The sequence below is a fragment of the Streptomyces sp. NPDC046759 genome (assembly GCF_040645475.1).
Classification (GTDB): Bacteria; Actinomycetota; Actinomycetes; order Streptomycetales; family Streptomycetaceae; genus Streptomyces.
This window is the reverse complement of record NZ_JBEYYJ010000021.1, coordinates 20099-37271: the sequence shown is the minus strand read 5'-3', so window position 1 is coordinate 37271 and position 17173 is coordinate 20099. Positions and strand designations below refer to the sequence as shown.

Sequence of the window (17173 nt, the reverse complement as noted above, 5' to 3'; positions counted from 1 at the left end):
CCCGGATACCCGCACGGGCCGGAAAGATCAAACGCCCTGCGGAACACGGGGTCAACAGGCCCCGCGTCAGAACATCGCCAAGGCTTCCTGGTTGCCGGGCGGTGAGATCCCTGACCAGTAGACCGGCACGACAGAACGCCGCCTTGAACTGCCCGCAGCTTGGACCGACGGCAACGTTGCCGGTTACATCTTCACTTCGGCGACGGCGCGCAGGGCAAGCAGTCGCTGGTCGAGCGCCGGGAAGTCGGGGTGGGCCACGGTCCGGCTCATCTGTCCGGTGAAGAGGAGAATGGCGATGGTGCTGTTGTCGGCCCAGATGCAGACGGGCGTCTCCGCGGGGCCCGCCGTGGCGACGGCGCACTGAGCCGTGCCGCCGAGCCGCCCGCTGGACTCGTCCGTCTCGTCCTTGACGGAACCGCCGCTCCGGTCGATCCCGCCCCACGCGGCCGCCACCTCGGTCCTGGGGCTCAGGAATGTGCCGTACCCGCCCATCAGAACGATCTGTGGTGTGCGGTCGCCGAGTTTGGTGGAGTATGCCGCCAGCGCGGGAGTGGCGCCTGCCTTGGCGATCTCGTCGTTGCTCGCTGTGAGACTTTCGGCCAGCACGTTGGACGGGTCCGACGAAAGCCCCTGGAAGCTGTCCGGCGGAGCCAGTTTGTACTGGCCGGCCTTGGCGGCTGTGGTCATGCCGATGTAGGCGAGTACGCCGCCGCTCCCGACGATCAGGGCAGCGACGACACCGAGACACCCCAGCAGTCGTCTTCGTCTGCGTGGTTTCTCAGGGGCCGCGTAAGGGGCGACCGGGTAAGCCGTGGCCGCGCTCGGCGTCTCGGAAGGTGACGCGTAGTCCTCGTCGAGGCGCCCGAGTTCGGCGTAGGGATTGGGTCGACGCGGTGGCTCGGGCTCCGGGTACAGCTCGTCGCGCCGGCCGAGTTCGACGTACGGGTCAGGCTGCGGCGGTCGCTCCGGTTGCCTGCGCGGATTCGCGTACGGCTGGGCGTGCGGCATCTGGCCCAATTGCCCGTCCGGACTCGGGTACGGCTGCCCCATGTCGTACGGCTGGTTCTCGGATTGCCTGTACGGGTGCTGCTCAGGACTCTGGTACGGCTGCCCGTACGGCCCCGGGTACTCCTGGCCATACGGGATTTGGTACGGCTGATCCCGGGGCTGCCCGTACGGACTCGGGTACGGCTGCCCGTACGGATCAGCGGATTCTTCCCACGGCGAGGGCGGGTGCGTCGACATGATGGGCATCAGAACGTGTACATAGGTGAATGATCAACTGTGTGCAGGTGAAATCTCAACTACGGCCACACCCGTCAGCGGAGTTTGGGCTGGTGAGGGGGGACCGCCCTCCTAGGCCCGTCCGCGGCGACCGGCCACACGGCCCGACCGGCCGTGGTTCGCCCGCACCACCAGCGGCCTGGACATCGCCGATCTGTGCGACCGGTTCCTGCACCACTCCCGCCCACGCGGGTTCGCTCCTGTTGGCGTGCTATCTACGCGCATCGAATAAAGGCCCGTTAAAGACTTTTCCCTTAAAGGAAGCGAAACGTTCAAGAAATAGTGCGGCGTGACTCTTCCGTGCAATCACCCGGGGTCGCCCGGGTCGTCCCCAGTGCTGGGAAGAGGGAATGTCGTGACGGAGATCGTCGACAAGGAAGCACCGCCGGCGAGTACGGGCGGACGGACGTACAACAACTGGGCGCAGAACGACACGTTGGAGGACTACTCCCTGCGCTACGCGCCGAAGTCCTTCCGCCGCTGGACCCCCTACGTGGTGGCCACGACGGCACTCGGTGGCATCGCCTACCTCGCCGACTTCGCCATCGGCGGCTCGATCGCCATCTCCAACGGCTTCTCCTCCGCGATGATCGCGATCCTCGCCGCCGCGGTCGTCATCTTCCTGACCGGCATCCCGATCTCGTACTACTCGGCGAAGTACTCCATCGACATGGACCTGCTGACCCGGGGCGCCGGCTTCGGCTACCTCGGATCCACACTCACCTCGGTCATCTACGCCAGCTTCACCTTCATCTTCTTCGCCCTCGAAGGCTCGATCATGGCCCAGGCCCTGGAACTGGGGCTGCACATCCCGCTCGCCGTCGGCTATCTGATCTGCTCGCTGATCATCCTGCCGCTGGTCGTCTACGGCATGACGGCGCTGTCGAAGATGCAGGTGTGGACGCAGCCGGTGTGGCTGGTGCTGATGGTCGCGCCGTTCGTGTCCATCGCCATCCAGGAGCCGGACGAGTTCTCGCAGTTCACGCACTTCGCCGGCAACTCCCCCACCGGTTCGAGCATCAGCATGCTCGGCGTCGGCGCGGGCGCGGGCGTGGCTCTGTCGCTGATCGCGCAGATCGGCGAGCAGGTCGACTACCTGCGCTTCATGCCCGACAAGACGCCCGAGAACAGCAGGAAGTGGTGGGGGGCCGTCCTGTCCGCCGGCCCGGGCTGGGTGGTGCTCGGCGCGGCCAAGCAGATCGGCGGGGCCTTCCTCGCCTTCTACATCGCCGGCAGCGTGGGCCTGTCCAAGGCCAACGAGCCCATCCAGCAGTACGTCCACGGTTTCAAGACCTTCGCCGCACCCGTCGCCCTGGGCCTGGCCACGTTCTTCGTGATCCTGTCCCAGATAAAGATCAACTCGACGAACGCGTACTCCGGTTCGCTGTCCTGGTCGAACTTCTTCTCCCGCCTCACCCACCGCCACCCCGGCCGGGTCGTCTACATCTTCCTCAACGTCGGCGTCGCGCTGGCCCTGATGGAGGGCGGCGTCTTCGGCTTCCTCAACACCGTCCTCGGCTTCTACTCCAACGTCGCCATCGCCTGGATCGGCGCGGTCGTCGCCGACCTCGTCATCAACAAACCGCTGAAGCTCAGTCCCTCGTACATCGAGTTCAAGCGCGCGCACCTGTACAACTTCAACCCGGTCGGCTTCGGATCGATGCTCATTGCCTCGGCCGTCTCCATCGCGGCCTACTTCGAGGCGTTCGGAGACTACGGCAAGGCATACTCCCCCTTCATCGCCCTGTTCCTCGCGGTGGTCCTCTCACCGCTGTTCGCGGTGCTCACGAAGGGCAAGTACTACATCGCCCGCGTCGACGACCTGGAGGAGCCGCTGCTCGGGGCGGACGGCCTGCCCTCCGCGGCCATGCTGATCTGCACCGTGTGCACGACCGACTTCGAGCGGCCGGACGTGGCGAACTGCCTCTTCCACGCCGGGGCGATCTGCTCACTGTGCTGCAGCCTGGAGAAGGACTGCCACGACTCCTGCAAGAGCGGCTCCGGCACGGGACCGGTCGCCCTCGCCATGCCCACCGTGCGGTCCGTGGACTGACCACCATCACCTTCCCGTGTCCCGTTTGGCTCCGGCTCGCGTTATTCGACGTGGGCCGGAGCCGACGTCGTCAGTCGGTCAGGTCTGCTTTACACCATGTCCTACATGGTCAGTTGGTCGTTGGTCGTTGGTTGGGTCATGGGGAGTGGGCGGTGGGGATGGATCGCGCCGGAAGGGCTCTGGGTGATACCCACCCCGCCACCCTGCCGCCGGCGCGGGTGCGGCCGCAGAGTGGCGGGGTGGCTGACATCGATGGCGAGGCAGTATTCGCGGCGATCGTCTACGTCCTGGTCAGCGGCTGTGCCTGGCGGGCTCTGCCGCCCTGTTTTGGAGCATCGAAGGCAACGGTGCATCGACAGTTCCCGATCTGGTCCCGGGCGGGCGTCTGGGGACGGCTGCACCAGAAGGTGCTCGAGATGCTCGCCGACCGGGGCCTGGTCGACCTGTCCAGGGCGGTACTCGACTCCGCTCACCTCCGCGCCAAAAAAAGGTGCGAACTTGCAGGTCCGTCGCCCGTGGACCGGGGCAAGCCGGGTTCCAAGATGCACTTCCTGTCCGACGCGAACGGACTGCCCTACGCGTCGGAGTCTCCGCCGCCAACACCCACGACAGCCTAGGGCTGAAGCCGATGGTTGCCCATTTCCGCATAGGACACGAATCCCACAGTGACCATTACAAGCCCCGGCGACTGCACGCCGACAAAGCTTACGACCTTCCTGACCAGCGGCAATGGCTGCACAGCCACAACATCGGCGTCCGTATCGCCCGCAAGGGGATCGATTCAAGCGAACGGTTGGGCCGTCGTCGATGGGTCATCGAGCGCACGATCTCCTGGCTGACCGGCTACCGGCGTCTGTCACCCCCCTACGAGCGACATCCCCGCAATTACCTGGCTTTCCTCGGCCTTGCTGCAGCCCTCTGCTGCTATAAACGCCTCCTCAAACTGACCATGTAGGACACGGTGTAAGCCGGCAGTTGGAACACGGTCATGAAGATCGAGAATGGGTGCAGATCCGCCTGCCCGCGAAGCCATCGCCTACCCCGAAACCATCGCCCTCGCCCAGCTCTTCACCCGCCGCACACTCCCGTTTCCAGGGCCTGTCGCACAGCGGGTGCAATCCGCGTCCTGGCCGGCCCAGCAGATCCGGGAGCCGACATGGATACCGCGCGAGACGGACCGCCAGGCAGAAGCCTCGACGCAAGAGTGGGCTGCGGCGGGCTCCGTGGGCACGTTTATTGGGATGGCTCCCGAGAGGGCCGGGACGGCCAGTGTCGAGTTCGACCCGGTGACCGCGGCGATCAGCCAGGCCCTGTATCCGGAAGCGCCGGATGCCAGCCCCGTCTGCGTCCAGCCGGACTCCGAGGGAATCCTCTGGGTAACTCAGGACGGATCGGCACGGCGCCCGGGCATCTGGGCGGATCTGCAAGCCAAACGGCAGTTTCTCGCGGCCCGGCACACCGGCACAGCCCAAGACCAGCGAGCCGGCACGGCCGCGGATCAGACGCACCCGGAATCGGCATCGGGGGACTCCCACGCGCGCGCCATCCGAGACAATATGGCACACCTGACGGAGCAGGCCCGCGCGCGCCGGAACGAGTCCGTACAGGCCCTCGCTACGCCCCTCCACCGATCGCCATGTGATCGCTTCCGGGCCGCCCAGCGGGCACGAGCACCTCCGGTCCTGGACCGCACCCGCGAGAAGATCGCCGAACTCGGCTGGAACGCGGACCCGGAACTGTGGAGCGCTCCGTCGGACGAGATGCTCGTCTCGGTGGCCGCGAAGTGCCAGCATGCCCCGGAGTGCACGATCCGTCCCATGCCGACCCCTCAGCCTCCCGTAGCCTGACGGCGGAGGTGACGCATGACCGAGTGGATCGATCCGCGGTACGCGAAGCTGGTCGCGGCGTGGAAGCGCACGCAGCAGCCGGACTCGCGTGACCCGGAAGAGCCCAGGCCAGCGAGGGGCTTCATCGTCCCGAGCGAGGGCTGACAAGTAGGGCGGCCCCGGCAGGCGCAACCGGCGGACGGGAACGAAGAAGCCCCAGCCGGGATGTACCCACCAGCTGGGGCCGCTCTTGCGTGTGGCGTTACAGGGGGCGGATGTTCTCCGCCTGCGGGCCCTTCTGGCCTTGCGTAACGTCGAACTCGACCTTCTGGCCCTCCTGCAGCTCGCGGAAGCCTTGGGCGACGATGTTCGAGTAGTGGGCGAAGACGTCGGGGCCGCCACCCTCCTGCTCGATGAAGCCGAAGCCCTTTTCCGCGTTGAACCACTTCACAGTGCCCTTGGCCATGTGTCTGTCTCCTTCGAGGGGACTGGTATCGGGTCCCGCACCGTGCGGGTCCCGGAGGTGATCGCCCTGGTCCGGAGAGGCGTTGAACAGCAAAAACGCCCGCGATGCGATCACGGGCGAACGGGACTTCGGAACCACGACTGCTGATTACGACGCTACACCGGCTGGTGTAGTTCGGCCACAAGACACCACGACGACAACGCGGCCCCCGGGGGGACAACCGCCGCCACTGACAGCCGTCCCCCGAATGCGCCTCACCTGCCGTTGGGCGAGGCTGAGGCTATGGCTGAGCGTCGCGTGATCGTGTTCCCGCCCGGAGAGGGTGGCGGCCGTCGCATCCAGGTCGGCAGCGAGACGCTGGGAACCGCAGACAGCCTGCATGACCTGAGCGTGTTCCTGGAGCGTGCCGGCCTGGAGGGGTGGGACGTGGTGGACCTGGTGAACTCGCCGCTGATCGAGTGGCACGGTGGCGGCCCGGAGGTATGGGAGCGCTGAACGCCCGTCGGTGGGCTGGCGGCCGTCGTCACCCGTTCGACGCACAGCGGTGGCTGACGCACGCGGGTTCGCGTTCGCTGGGAGCGAGCCCGGCATGCGACCGGAGCTTGCCCCCCATCAAGCCAAGGAGACACAGCCATGGACCAAGGCAAGATCCATGAGTGGAACGCGGACCCGGGCGAGGGAAGCATCAAGAACGACCAAGGTGGTCCCGTGCTGTACTTCACGGTGGACGACCTCGTGATCGACCCCGACGAGATCCATCCCGGGGACACCGTCTCGTTCCAGATCCAAGGACCGGGACGCGCGGCCAAGGTCAACAAGGCCTGAGTCTCGACAGCAGCGCGCGGCAGGCACCACCCGAAGGTGAACGGGTGGTGCCTGCGTGGGTTTCTGGGCCGTGCAGATCGGCCGCGGCCCGGTCGTGAAGGAGCTAGGCACCTCCAGCAAGCCCGCTGGGTGATACCGCCTAGCCCTGCCGTGCCGCACCCGTGCCAACAGGCTGTGTAGTCGCAGGTCACCGGCAGCGAACCGCATCTCTTATGCGATTGGTAGTTCGTCGCGATGTTGCCCCGCCTACGCTGCGGCCATGAGCGCGATCAACTGGGGAGATGTCCCGACCTGGCTCGGGGCCATATTCGCCGCCGCAGCGGCCGGCGCCGCCGTCTGGACGCTGAAGAGCCAGCGCGACCAGATCGGCGAGCAGCGGGCGTTCATCGCCGAGCAGGCAGCGAACCTACGACGCGAGCGTCAGCAACTGCAGGTCTCCTCTCACGAGACCCATCTGACCCTCTGTCACCCCTCCCCGCATCTCGGGGGAACCTCAACATCGCCCAGCAAGCCGGCGTCGCCGCGTCCACAGGGCGGCGACGCGATGCCCCCGCCTTCCGCCAGCGCGTAGCAAGCCTCTTTCCCCACAGCCGCATCCTGATCTACGACCTCGCACAAGCCCGCGCCTACCTCAAAAGCAAACTCATCCCCGAGCTGCCCGCCGGAGAACACCCCGACGACCTCCTCAACGACGAAGAGACGGCCGCCCTACTCGGCGTTACGGCCAGCACCGTCCGCGCCTACGCGACCCAGGGCTACCTCCCAGCAGGCAACACCCTCTACAGCCTCCGCGTCTGGCCCGCCATGACATCGAGGAACGCCGGAACAACCCGCCCGGACAAGGAAAGGGAGGCGGCCGCCCACCAGGCACAGGAACAGGCCCGCGCAAGGCACACGCCTACGAGCGTGACCCCCGCCTGCGCACCGCGATCGCAGCCCTCAGCACTGCCGGCGACACCCCCCGCCACCACCTCGCAGCATCCCTCGCCCAACAGCACGGCGGCTCAACACGCACCTGGGAACGCCTCCTCACCCAGGCCAGCCAGACCTCCCCACCCGGCTGATCCGAACGGGGAAGGGGCGCCCGCGCCGGGCTCGACATCCGGCCCACCGAGAACAGCCTCCGCCGAGGACTGGTCACCGGGTCCTCCCGTGCCGGCAACCCCGACGCCGTGGCGGAGCCCGGAGGGAAGTCCTCAGTCCTGCGAGCGTCGAGGCGGTGCAGGCATCTCCCCACCCTGTCCCGCGTCACGAGAGGGGGCGGCCGCACTGCGATGCGCGACGCGCAGACTTTCCTGAGGCCACCAGTACGTCCGCGTTACCACGGTGGTGTCGGGCCCGTGTCGACAACGATCACCCGCCGGTTTCTGTCACTGGCCGAAGCCGTCGGCGAGGTAGTCGTCAACGCGGGACGACAGGTCCGCCGGCGGCTCGGTCAGGATGCCGACCGAGCGCGGGTACGGCGGCTCGGCAACGCTGACCGAGGGGACGTACTGGCGCAGCGCGGCGGCCGCCTCGCTGGCTCGGTGCGTCGGTCGGGGCTGCGGCCGCCACCGGGTGCCAACGCTTGACCGCAGCGGACAGCCCCAGACCCATGCGCGGATCGCAGAAGAGGACGATCCAGTCGTCGCCTCAGTGTCCGTCGCGGACCACCGCTACCCCACCGACCCGGGTCGTGATGCCCGCCGGCCCGCGTCGGGCCGAAGCGAGCACGCTGGCCGGTCGAGCGAGGGTGTCGCCCTGCTCCACCTCGATCGCGACCGTCTGCGCCCCTGTCGTGTCGAGCAGGTGGGCGGCCAGGCAGGTTGTGCTGTTGGCGTTGGCGATCTCCTCGGGGACGCCGTTCGACGGGGCGAACATCCGAGCGACTGCCCGGCCGTGCCCGTCCGGGATCGAGTAGGCGTAGCAACCCAACAGGCCGTAGCCGTCGCAGGCGGCACGTAGCAGGGCGAAGTCTGGGGAGAGGTCGGCCAATGCGGCACGCGATCGAACTGGCAAGAGAAGCCTCGGCCGCCCATTCGAGGCCACGCAGGCGTTGCCGACGACGGCTTCGTCAGCCAGGCCGAGGCCGGCTGTGACCGCCCTTAGCTCGGGTGCCTGGGCGACGCGCAGGTTCACGGGCCCGGGTCGGAAGACCGCTGGCGATGCCGCATTGCCGGGCGCGGATCTCGGCCACGGCCGCCAGGCCTTCGGGAACGCTCCACGCGGTGGTGATGTCCTGACCCGCCACAACTAGTGCTGGATTCCTCAAACGGAGTACATGTATCGGCGGCGTAGGACACGGGTTGAAGGTGCGGGTCTTCCCCATACCCAGGGCCGGGCTCGTGTGTTGAGCTGGGCTGTTGCCAGGCGGGTGGCTTGGTCGATCTCGGGTGGTCCGGCGAAGGACTGGCCGGCGAGGGCAGCCTTGCGGAAGATGCGCCACCAGCCTTCTTGGAGGTTGAGCCAGCAGGCGCCGACAGGGATGAAGACGTGCCGGATTCTGGGGTGGTCCTCAAGCCATGTGCGGGTGGACAGGCTGTTGTGCGAGGACAGGTTGTCGGTGACCACGTAGATGTCGCCAGCCGGATTGGCCGCCTCGACCCTTTGAAGAAACTGCTGGTAGAAGGCGCTGTTCCGGGAAGAGGCGGTCATGGTGACTTCGTGTCCGTCCCGTACCCGCAGAGCGCCGTAGACCCAAGTCCTCTCTGGCCCGCGGCCGTAGTCGACCTCGGACTTGATGCGGTGGCCGTCCGGCGACCAGCCCGGCGCCGGCGGGAAGGTACGAGGGATCACCGGTCCGAGCTCGTCGGCGCAGACGACCGTCGCGCCTTCGGGCGGGCAGGTGTAGAGCTCGATGATCCTGGTCCTTTTCCCTCGAAGTCCGCGTCCTTCGACCGGGTCCAGGAACGGGTGCGGCGCCAGCGCACGCCCTCAGCCAACAGGATCCGGCGGACCTGGCTGCGACCGACCTCGATGCCCAACCGTCCGGCCTCGGCGGCCAGCGCGTCGAGGGTCCACTCCGGCGGCCCGGACTCATCCGTCGCGGCCAGCTCGCCGTCGGCCTGCACGGTCAGCCGACCTGGGGGCGGCTGTTTGACCAGGCCGATGATTCTTGAGCGTTCCGTTTCGGTGATCCGCCGCTTCCGGCCCTGTCCACCCAGATCCTCCAGTCCGTCCACACCGAAGCGGTTGAAGCGGTGCAGCCACCGGCGAACTGTCCTGGGATTGCACCTCAACTCGTCCGCGATGGCCGGCACTCGCTGTCCAGACCAGCTCAGCTCGATCATCCGGGCCCGCATCATCAGATCACGAGGCGCCTTGCGCGCCCGCGCCAGCCGATGCACGAGCCGTTCCTCGCTCTTGCCACGGCTCGACCGTGCCCGTAACACCACCGTCCAGCACCCGCCCCCGAGGCCGAACCACCCCGCCACCAGGACACATACCCAGTGAAAGAGGAATCCAGCACTAGTGCGTCGCCGAGCGGACTACGTCGTTGATGCTTCCCTGACGTCGCCCCCAGCCAGACCCGAAGCACGGAAAGTGCGCCGGTACGCCGACGGGGCCACCCCCGCCTCGGCCGCCAGGTGCCGCCGAAGCGAGGTGGCGGTGGCGAAGCCGACCTCGTGGGCGACCCGTTCGACCGGCAGGTCGCTGGACTCCAGCAGGTAGCGCGCCCGCCGCAGCCGCTGCTGGGTCAGCCAACGGCCGGGGCTCAGCCCGGTCTCCTCCCGGAAGCGCCGGGCGAAGGTACGGGTGCTCATCGCCGCATGTGCGGCCAGCTCGTCTAGCGACAGAGGCAGTTCCAGCCGCTGCAGCGCCCAGTCGCGGGTCGGCCCGGTGCCGGTTCCGCTCGCCGGCGGCAGCGGCCGCTCGATGTACTGCGCCTGCCCGCCGTCCCGATACGGCGGCACGACGCAGCAACGGGCGACCTGGTTGGCCACCTCGCTGCCGTGATCCTGGCGCACCAGGTGCAGGCAGACGTCGACACCGCTCGCCGCCCCCGCGGACGTCAGCACGTCACCGTGGTCGACGAAGAGTACGCCGGCGTCAAGCTCGACCCGGGGAAACAGCTCCTGGAAGTAGTCGCTGAGCGCCCAGTGGGTGGTGGCCCGGCGCCCGTCCAGGAGACCGCCTACGGCCAGCAGGAAGGCGCCGGTGCAGATGGACACCAGACGGGTCCCGGGGCGAACGCGGGACAGGGCGGTGAGAGCCTGCGGGTCCGGGGTCGGCGAGATGGTGTACGGAGGGATGACCACGGTGTCCGCCTCGGCCAGCACCTCGGGACCGTGCCCGGGGATGACGGTCAGGTCCGCGTTGGTACGAACGGGCTGCCCGTCCACGCTCGCGGACAGCACCTCGTAGCGGCCATCAGCGGAACCCAGGACCCGGTGCGGGATGCCGAGTTCGAAGGGGTAGACGCCGTCGAGGGCAAGTACGACGACCTTGTGGGCGCCGGGCCGCGGGTCCGGGCTCATCCGGTGACCCAGTTCGGCCGCGCGGTCGGCGAGGTCGCGGGCCCGTGAGGGTGCGGCGGAGGGGCGGACGGTGGGAGTGCTGGAGGCGCCGGGAACGCAGCGGTCGGCAGGGGTGACGAGCATGGCAAGAATGTATCGGAGGCTGACCTTCTCGCCATGGCCCCGGGCCGGACCGAATGGCCAGGATCGAGGCATGACTTCGACGGACACTCCTGAGAATCTCAACTCCCCGGACCCTGCGGCCGCCACGGACTCATCGCAAACCGCCGCCCTGGACGGCGCCCCCATGATGCTCGCGCTGCACCAGACGGCCCTCGGCGGCCCCGAGGTCCTGCAGCTGACCGAGCTTCCTCGGCCCGCTCCCGGCCCCGGGGAGATCCTCGTCGCCGTGCACGCGGCCGGACTCAACCCCACGGACTTCAAGCACCGCGCCCTGAGTATTTTCCTGCCGCCCCCGCCGCTGACCCTCGGTTGGGATGTCTCCGGCACCGTGGTGGAGACCGGCTTCGGCGTCACCCTCTTCAAGCCCGGTGACGAGGTGTTCGGCATGCTGCCCTACCCGTACGGGGCCGGCTCCCACGCCGAGTACGTGACCGGCCCCACCCGCGCCTTCGTCGCCAAGCCCGCCGGGATCGACCACGTCCAGGCAGCCGCTTTGCCTCTGGCCGCGCTCACCGGCTGGCAGGCGCTCGTCGAGACCGCGGGCCTGAGGGCCGGGCAGCGCGTGTTGATCCACGCCGCAGCCGGCGGGGTCGGTCATCTAGCCGTACAGATCGCCAAGGAGCGCGGCGCGCATGTCACCGGGACGGCGAGGGCCCCCAAACACGACTTCCTGCGCGAGCTCGGCGCGGATGCCTGCATCGACTACCGATCTGAGGACTTCACCGATACCGAGGAACGCTACGACGTCGTCCTTGACGCCCTCGGCGGGGAGCACGCCACCCGTTCCGTGGGCGTGCTCCGCCCCGGCGGCGTCCTCGTCTCCCTGCTGCCGGGTGACGAGGACACCCCGGCCGCGGCGGAGAAGGCACAGGTCCGCGCCGTCACCCTGCTCGTTGAGCACGACCAGGCCGGGATGCGCTCTGTCGCCGAGCTTGTCCACCGGGGCAGGCTCCGCGCCCACGTCTCCGGCACCTTCCCCCTCGCCGAAGGCGCCCGGGCCCACGTCCTGGCGGAAACGGGCCGCACCATGGGGAAGCTGGTCATCACCGTGCGCTGAGGCGGGATGGCTCGGGGGTTCGTCCCAGGCCGCGGCACAGGGGGCCGGGTACGGCTTGGGTCAAGGGGCCGAGGTCGCCGTAGAGGGCTGCGTGGAGTGCGGCGGCTAGTTCGCGGGCCCTGTCTTCGTGCTCCAGTCGAACGGGACGTGGCTGGATCGACAGCGGTACCTCAGTTCTTCCAAAGCGTGCCGCGCGCGGTGGTTTACCTGCATCGTTCGGCGGCATCCCGGTGCCCACTGGTGCCGTGCCGAATCAGTCGGTCGGAGTTCTCCCCGCACGTGGTGTTGTCGGATTCGGCCTTATGCTCAAGTGCTGACCTGTACGTGCCAAAGTGCCGTGGCATTCACCGCGAAGGCTGCAGTCCAGCAGTCTTGTCGGAAGAGACCGGCTGCGGATGCGCGGTCGAGTCAGGTCGCCTTCAGAATGCCCTGCAGTGCCTCCGCAGCGTCCGCAGAGGGAGGGCCGGCCGGCCACCACACGCCGGACTCTTTGCGGAACGGGTACCAGTGACCGTCCCGCCCGTATCGCAACTCGATCTCTTCTCCGACCAATTGAAGGCGACCACCGGTCCGGCGCAGTGTCGGGGGGCCGGTCCGTCCAGGGAGCCGCAGGGCAAGGAGTCGTTCGCGTGCTGCGACCTCGGTGGCCCGCGGTGGCGCCTGCCCGCCGTCGAGAACGGCCAGTGCGGGTTCGCCACCGTGCTTCCAGGCCACGCTTGTCCGAGCGAGCTGGGCGCGGGCCTGGTCGGAGCTGTTCAGCAGACGGCCGTGAAGGCTAGGATCGTCGTCCGCCTGGGCCGCGCGTCGAACGGTGTCCAGCCATGGGTCGGCGTCGAGCCAGAGCCGCTCCCCCGCACCGCGTCCTGCGTCGACCGCGTGGGCGTAGGCCTCGGCCGCGCGGTGGGCGGCGTCGTCGGCCAGCATGCGCAGCCGGCCGGGGGCAGCGAGGCTGTCTTCGTGGCCGGTCTCCGGAAATGGCCCCGTGCGAGCGGGCGTGGCTATCGGGGAGGGCAGTGGTGGCAGGGGAGGCAGTCCACCTTCCTTCCTGATGCGGATGAACGCCTCACCTGCAGGTACTCCCCGGCCTGCTGCCGCCCTGGCCAGTTCCGCTTCCTCGGCCGCCTGTTCGGCAGCGGCGACCTCACGGTCGGCGCGCCGGACCGCTGCTTGGTCGCACACTTCGTTCAGGTGTTGGCCGCGGAGCAGCAGGAGGGCGTCGGGGCGGGCGTCAATGGCACGGGCGAACTGGTAGGAGACCGCGGCCGCGTGTTTGCAGGGGAATCCCCAGTCGGGGCAGGTGCATTCGTAGTGGGTGAGGCCGGGTTTCGGTACCAGGGCCACGTCTTCGGCGACAGCGAGGCGCGCGGTGGCCTCTCCGAGCCTTCCGAGGGACAGTTCTGCGACGGCTTCGAGGTCGTCTGTCCAGGCTTCGAGGAGCCGGTCTCCCTCCGCCTCGGGCAGTTCGGGAATGCGGAGAGTGACCTTGTACGGTCGGTGGCCGCTGCCGGTGACACGTGCGGTCACCTCGCCCTTGCGTACGATGATGTCGCTGACCGCACCACGTCGGGCGTAGGTACGGGCGCGGTTGAGTCTGGCTTCGTGCCCGGAGTCCCGGCTACCGGGATTCTCCAGGGCCGCGATCCACAGCGCTCCCCACGGCCCGTCAACCAACTGCCGCTGTCCTGGCGCCGGTAGCGGGCTTGGAAGAACCAGATCCCCTGGCCGCTTGTCTTTGCCGCTGTGACTCATCGGCTGCTCCGGTCGGTAGTGGTGTGCAGGGCGACCAGATCGGTGAGTTCGTCATCGGTCAAGTCGGTGATGGCGGCCTCTCTCCGGTTCTCGCTGAGCACAGAGCTGGCCAAGTCGCGTTTGGAGGAGATGAGTTGCGCAATGCGTTCTTCGACGGTGCCTTCGGTCACCAGTCGGTGCACCTGGACCGGCTGGGTCTGGCCGATGCGGTAGGCGCGGTCGGTGGCCTGGTCCTCGACAGCGGGGTTCCACCAGCGGTCGTAGTGGACGACATGGGAGGCCCGGGTGAGGTTGAGGCCGGTGCCGGCTGCCTTCAAGGAGAGCAGGAACACTGGGACCTCACCACGCTGAAAGGCGTCGACCATCTCCTCACGACGGGGCACTGGCGTTCCGCCGTGCAGAAAGAGCGTTTCCACCCCGCGCCCTGACAAGTGCGCCTCCAGCAGCCGGGCCATCTGTGTGTACTGCGTGAACAACAGCACAGACGCTTTCTCCGTAAACAGCACGTCGAGGAGTTCGTCGAGGAGTTCCAGTTTTCCGCTGCGGCCGGTGAGGCGCGTCTTGGCACCCTCCTTGAGGTAATGGGCGGGATGGTTGCAGATCTGCTTGAGCGCGGTAAGCAGTTTCAAGACCAGAGCGTGCCGGGTGATGCCCTGTGCCCTGCGGATCTCATCCATCGACTCCCGTACCTGTGCCTCGTACAGCACGGTCTGCTCGCGGGTGAGCCGGAGCAGGTGATCGGTCTCCGTCTTGGGCGGCAGTTCGGGTGCGATACCAGGATCGGTCTTGCGGCGGCGTAATACGAAGGGACCGATCAGCCGGCCCAGTCGTCCGGCAGCTGTGGCATCCGCCGGTAACTGACTCCCGCGGGCAGCTCGCTCGGCAGCCCGTCCGTAACGTTCCCGAAAGGCAGGAAGCGAGCCGAGCAGTCCGGGGGTGGTCCAGTCCAGGAGCGCCCACAGCTCGGTGAGGTTGTTCTCCACAGGGGTGCCGGAGAGTGCCACCCGGGCGGCTGCGGGGAGAGCGCGCAACGCCCTGGCGGTGGCCGATGCGGGATTCTTGGCGTGCTGTGCCTCGTCCGCGACAAGCAGTCCCCAAGAGCCGATCGCACAAAGACCCGGCAGGTCACGGCGGAGTGTGCCGTAGGTGGTCAGGACAATCTCCCCGGGCCGGATGCCGGCGAGGTCGCGGGCGGGGCCGTGATGGCGACGCCATGGAGTGCCAGGGGTGAATCTGTCGATCTCCCGCGCCCAGTTGCCGAGGAGCGAGGCGGGACACACCACCAGTGTGGGAGCACAGGCAGTCTGTGGGTTCTCCTGACGACGCAGGTGCAGGGCAAGGGTGGTGACGGTCTTGCCGAGGCCCATGTCGTCGGCGAGGCAGGCACCCAGACCCAGACGAGTGAGCCGGTCCAGCCAGGCCAGTCCGCGCAGTTGGTACTCGCGGAGGGTGGCCTCCAGTCCGGCGGGCGGGATCAGTTCCTCATCGACGGCGTGCTCCGGCGCGGCCAGTCGGTCGCGGAGGGAGATGAGCCAGCCGTTGGCCCGGACCGGCGTAAGGAAGCCATCGCTGTCCTCGACGGCACCGGTGAGGGCGGCGGTCAGTGCCTCCATGGCACCCAGTTCGCGTGGCTGGCTACGGGCCTTGCGTAGGAGAGCCTCATCGACGACGACCCATTGATCTCGCAGACGCACCAACGGGCGCCGAGCCTGAGCAAGCCGGTTCAGCTCAGCTTGAGTAAGCGCGCTGTCGCCGACCGCCAGTTCCCAGCGGAAGGAGAGTAGCGCCTCGGGTGTGAAGAACGCGGGGCCGTCCTGCTCCTCATCCGGCGATCGACTTCGGTCGGGTTCGACGACGGCGTGGGCAACCAGGTCAAGAGCCAGATCCTTCGGTAGGTGTACCACCACGTCGACCTCGGCCAGGGCGCTGATGCCGTTGCCCAGCAGATCGAGGAACGCCTGGTCGTCGAGGGCAAGGGCGTCCAGTTCAGGGTGGTCGAGGAGGCCGGCGAGTGCGGGCCAGGCATCGGCAGCCGCCCGCAGCCCCGCCTCGGTCCCGGCGCGGTCGCGGGGACCAAATCCCTCCGCGGTGCCACGCCGCACCTTCGCCGCGTCGGCGAACAGCGACGGGTCGGCCAGGGAGTGGACCTGCGGAACACAGCGTGCCGCCGCACCCGGACTCTCCAGAGTGTCGGTATGCGTGCCCTCATCGTCGTAGCCGTAGTGGTGGACTTCCTGGAAGTCCTCTTCGTGGGGCGGCAGTTCGATGCGCAGGGAGAGACGCACCCCGGCGTCCCGGCCGTCCGCGACCCGGGCTGACCAACCCCACAGTCCGGGCAGATGCCTGGGTCCCCGCCCGGCGAAGGCCGTTTGGCCAGCTGCAGGGACAGCGGCAGGCGTGCGCGGCAGCAGGTCAGCCACCGCGTCCATGAACATGCGCAGTCGGTCGTATGGATCCTGCACAAGCAACGGGGAGCGTCGTCCGCAGTCAGGCTGCTCGAACGGTGTGGCGTATGCCGAGGGATCCAGAGCTAGGGCCAGGGCCCGCACCCAGACGGCATCCTCCTGGGTGAAGGGCCCGAGACGCCATGCGTCGTAGCCGCTAGCACTCAGCCCTGGCAGCAGAAGTCCTCGGCTGGCCATGTATAGGGCGTAGAGCGCCGCGTGCCGCCACGCGGCGGATGTCGGGGCGAGTCGCTCCGCCGACTCGTCCAGCAACAGCGGAAGAATGTCGGCGAGCGGGCACACCACAGCGCGGACGGCTCGTCGTCGCGCACCGCGACCGTGCGGTACGACCACCAGGAGCTCTTCGGTGGGAGCGTCGGCCGGGAGCCGCCCCCCGCCGGCGTAGAAGGCCATCCGTCCCAGGCGTGGGGGATCACTCGGCAAAAACATCGACGCGCAGCCCCTCAGCTCCTCCCACCAAACCGGGTTGAAGGGGGCGATTGCGGGAGATGGCAGCACTGATAAAAAACCGGAATCAGGTGATATAGGCGGATTCACCTGCTCCCGGCGCCGGGCAGGAACGCACGCCCCGGGCACACGGGGATCGTCGACCTCCCGACCGTCCGCATCTAAGTACTGGACACTCCGCTCCTGGCCATCATCGTCCAGGGTCGCCACACGGTAGACCGTGGCCATCGCCTGATTCCCTTGCCGGAGTTCCCAGCCGCTCTTGCCGCGATCCACGTTGCTCAATTGCCCCGGCCCGGAACTCCAATTGCGCCGAAGCGAGTCCACACTACTGGACCACCTCGCCTGCCAGCGTGTCGTTCCCATGACCGCGGACCCCACC

At 68.2% G+C, this 17173-nt stretch carries 15 protein-coding genes and 1 pseudogene; 8 read left to right on the top strand and 8 right to left on the bottom strand.

From position 1 onward, the window contains the following. Positions 1–183 precede the first annotated feature (183 nt). Positions 184–1008 carry a hypothetical protein gene (locus tag ABZ919_RS26285; protein ID WP_361252350.1) on the bottom strand — a complete coding sequence of 275 codons (825 nt, stop codon included), beginning with the start codon at positions 1006–1008 and terminating at the stop codon, positions 184–186. A gap of 631 nt (positions 1009–1639) precedes the next feature. On the opposite strand from ABZ919_RS26285, the gene ABZ919_RS26280 reads away from it, so the two are divergent. The 4 genes and pseudogenes from ABZ919_RS26280 to ABZ919_RS26265 all read left to right on the top strand — a co-directional run bounded on the left by ABZ919_RS26280 (position 1640) and on the right by ABZ919_RS26265 (position 5328). After that, positions 1640–3337, top strand: a complete 1698-nt coding sequence (locus ABZ919_RS26280; RefSeq protein ID WP_361252348.1) for a hypothetical protein — start codon at positions 1640–1642, stop codon at positions 3335–3337. Positions 3338–3475: 138 nt separating this feature from the next. Continuing rightward, a pseudogene (locus tag ABZ919_RS26275) lies at positions 3476–4292 on the top strand (IS5 family transposase). A 46-nt stretch (positions 4293–4338) separates the two neighbouring features. Beyond that, a complete protein-coding gene (locus ABZ919_RS26270) occupies positions 4339–5184 on the top strand; it encodes a hypothetical protein (protein WP_361252345.1) in 846 nt (281 codons plus the stop codon). Positions 5185–5199: 15 nt separating this feature from the next. Then, on the top strand, positions 5200–5328 hold the full coding sequence (locus ABZ919_RS26265; RefSeq protein ID WP_361252343.1) for a hypothetical protein: 129 nt from the start codon (positions 5200–5202) through the stop codon (positions 5326–5328). Between the two features lie 97 nt (positions 5329–5425). On the opposite strand, the gene ABZ919_RS26260 is transcribed toward ABZ919_RS26265, so the two are convergent. After that, on the bottom strand, positions 5426–5629 hold the full coding sequence (locus ABZ919_RS26260; protein WP_067045496.1) for a cold-shock protein: 204 nt from the start codon (positions 5627–5629) through the stop codon (positions 5426–5428). 282 nt (positions 5630–5911) lie between these two features. Here ABZ919_RS26260 and ABZ919_RS26255 point away from each other — a divergent pair, with 282 nt between their 5' ends. The 3 genes from ABZ919_RS26255 (at position 5912) to ABZ919_RS26245 (ending at position 7025) form a co-directional block, all read left to right on the top strand. Next, on the top strand, positions 5912–6124 hold the full coding sequence (locus ABZ919_RS26255; protein ID WP_361252340.1) for a hypothetical protein: 213 nt from the start codon (positions 5912–5914) through the stop codon (positions 6122–6124). 138 nt (positions 6125–6262) lie between these two features. Next, the gene (locus ABZ919_RS26250) at positions 6263–6454 is read left to right on the top strand and encodes a hypothetical protein (RefSeq protein WP_067045490.1); all 192 of its coding nucleotides are present in this window, start codon (positions 6263–6265) and stop codon (positions 6452–6454) included. A 259-nt stretch (positions 6455–6713) separates the two neighbouring features. Continuing rightward, positions 6714–7025 carry a hypothetical protein gene (locus tag ABZ919_RS26245; protein WP_361252337.1) on the top strand — a complete coding sequence of 104 codons (312 nt, stop codon included), beginning with the start codon at positions 6714–6716 and terminating at the stop codon, positions 7023–7025. A gap of 1061 nt (positions 7026–8086) precedes the next feature. On the opposite strand, the gene ABZ919_RS26240 is transcribed toward ABZ919_RS26245, so the two are convergent. From ABZ919_RS26240 to ABZ919_RS26225, 4 genes are all read right to left on the bottom strand, one after another. Next, positions 8087–8482, bottom strand: a complete 396-nt coding sequence (locus tag ABZ919_RS26240) for a PhzF family phenazine biosynthesis protein (RefSeq protein WP_361252599.1) — start codon at positions 8480–8482, stop codon at positions 8087–8089. A 219-nt stretch (positions 8483–8701) separates the two neighbouring features. After that, positions 8702–9292, bottom strand: coding sequence for an IS630 family transposase (locus ABZ919_RS26235; protein WP_361252597.1), 591 nt, complete (start codon positions 9290–9292; stop codon positions 8702–8704). Continuing rightward, positions 9226–9780: a helix-turn-helix domain-containing protein gene (locus tag ABZ919_RS26230; protein ID WP_361252335.1), complete on the bottom strand. Its 555-nt coding sequence runs from the start codon at positions 9778–9780 to the stop codon at positions 9226–9228. Before ABZ919_RS26230 ends, ABZ919_RS26235 begins: the two co-directional genes overlap by 67 nt. A 141-nt stretch (positions 9781–9921) precedes the next feature. Beyond that, positions 9922–11034, bottom strand: a complete 1113-nt coding sequence (locus ABZ919_RS26225; protein WP_361252332.1) for a helix-turn-helix domain-containing protein — start codon at positions 11032–11034, stop codon at positions 9922–9924. A gap of 70 nt (positions 11035–11104) precedes the next feature. On the opposite strand from ABZ919_RS26225, the gene ABZ919_RS26220 reads away from it, so the two are divergent. After that, positions 11105–12130: an NADP-dependent oxidoreductase gene (locus ABZ919_RS26220; RefSeq protein ID WP_361252330.1), complete on the top strand. Its 1026-nt coding sequence runs from the start codon at positions 11105–11107 to the stop codon at positions 12128–12130. A gap of 408 nt (positions 12131–12538) precedes the next feature. Here ABZ919_RS26220 and ABZ919_RS26215 read toward each other — a convergent pair whose 3' ends face one another. Beyond that, positions 12539–13801, bottom strand: coding sequence for an SWIM zinc finger family protein (locus tag ABZ919_RS26215; protein WP_361252327.1), 1263 nt, complete (start codon positions 13799–13801; stop codon positions 12539–12541). Between the two features lie 74 nt (positions 13802–13875). Further along, a complete protein-coding gene (locus ABZ919_RS26210) occupies positions 13876–16737 on the bottom strand; it encodes a DEAD/DEAH box helicase (protein ID WP_361252324.1) in 2862 nt (953 codons plus the stop codon). Positions 16738–17173: the final 436 nt, after the last annotated feature.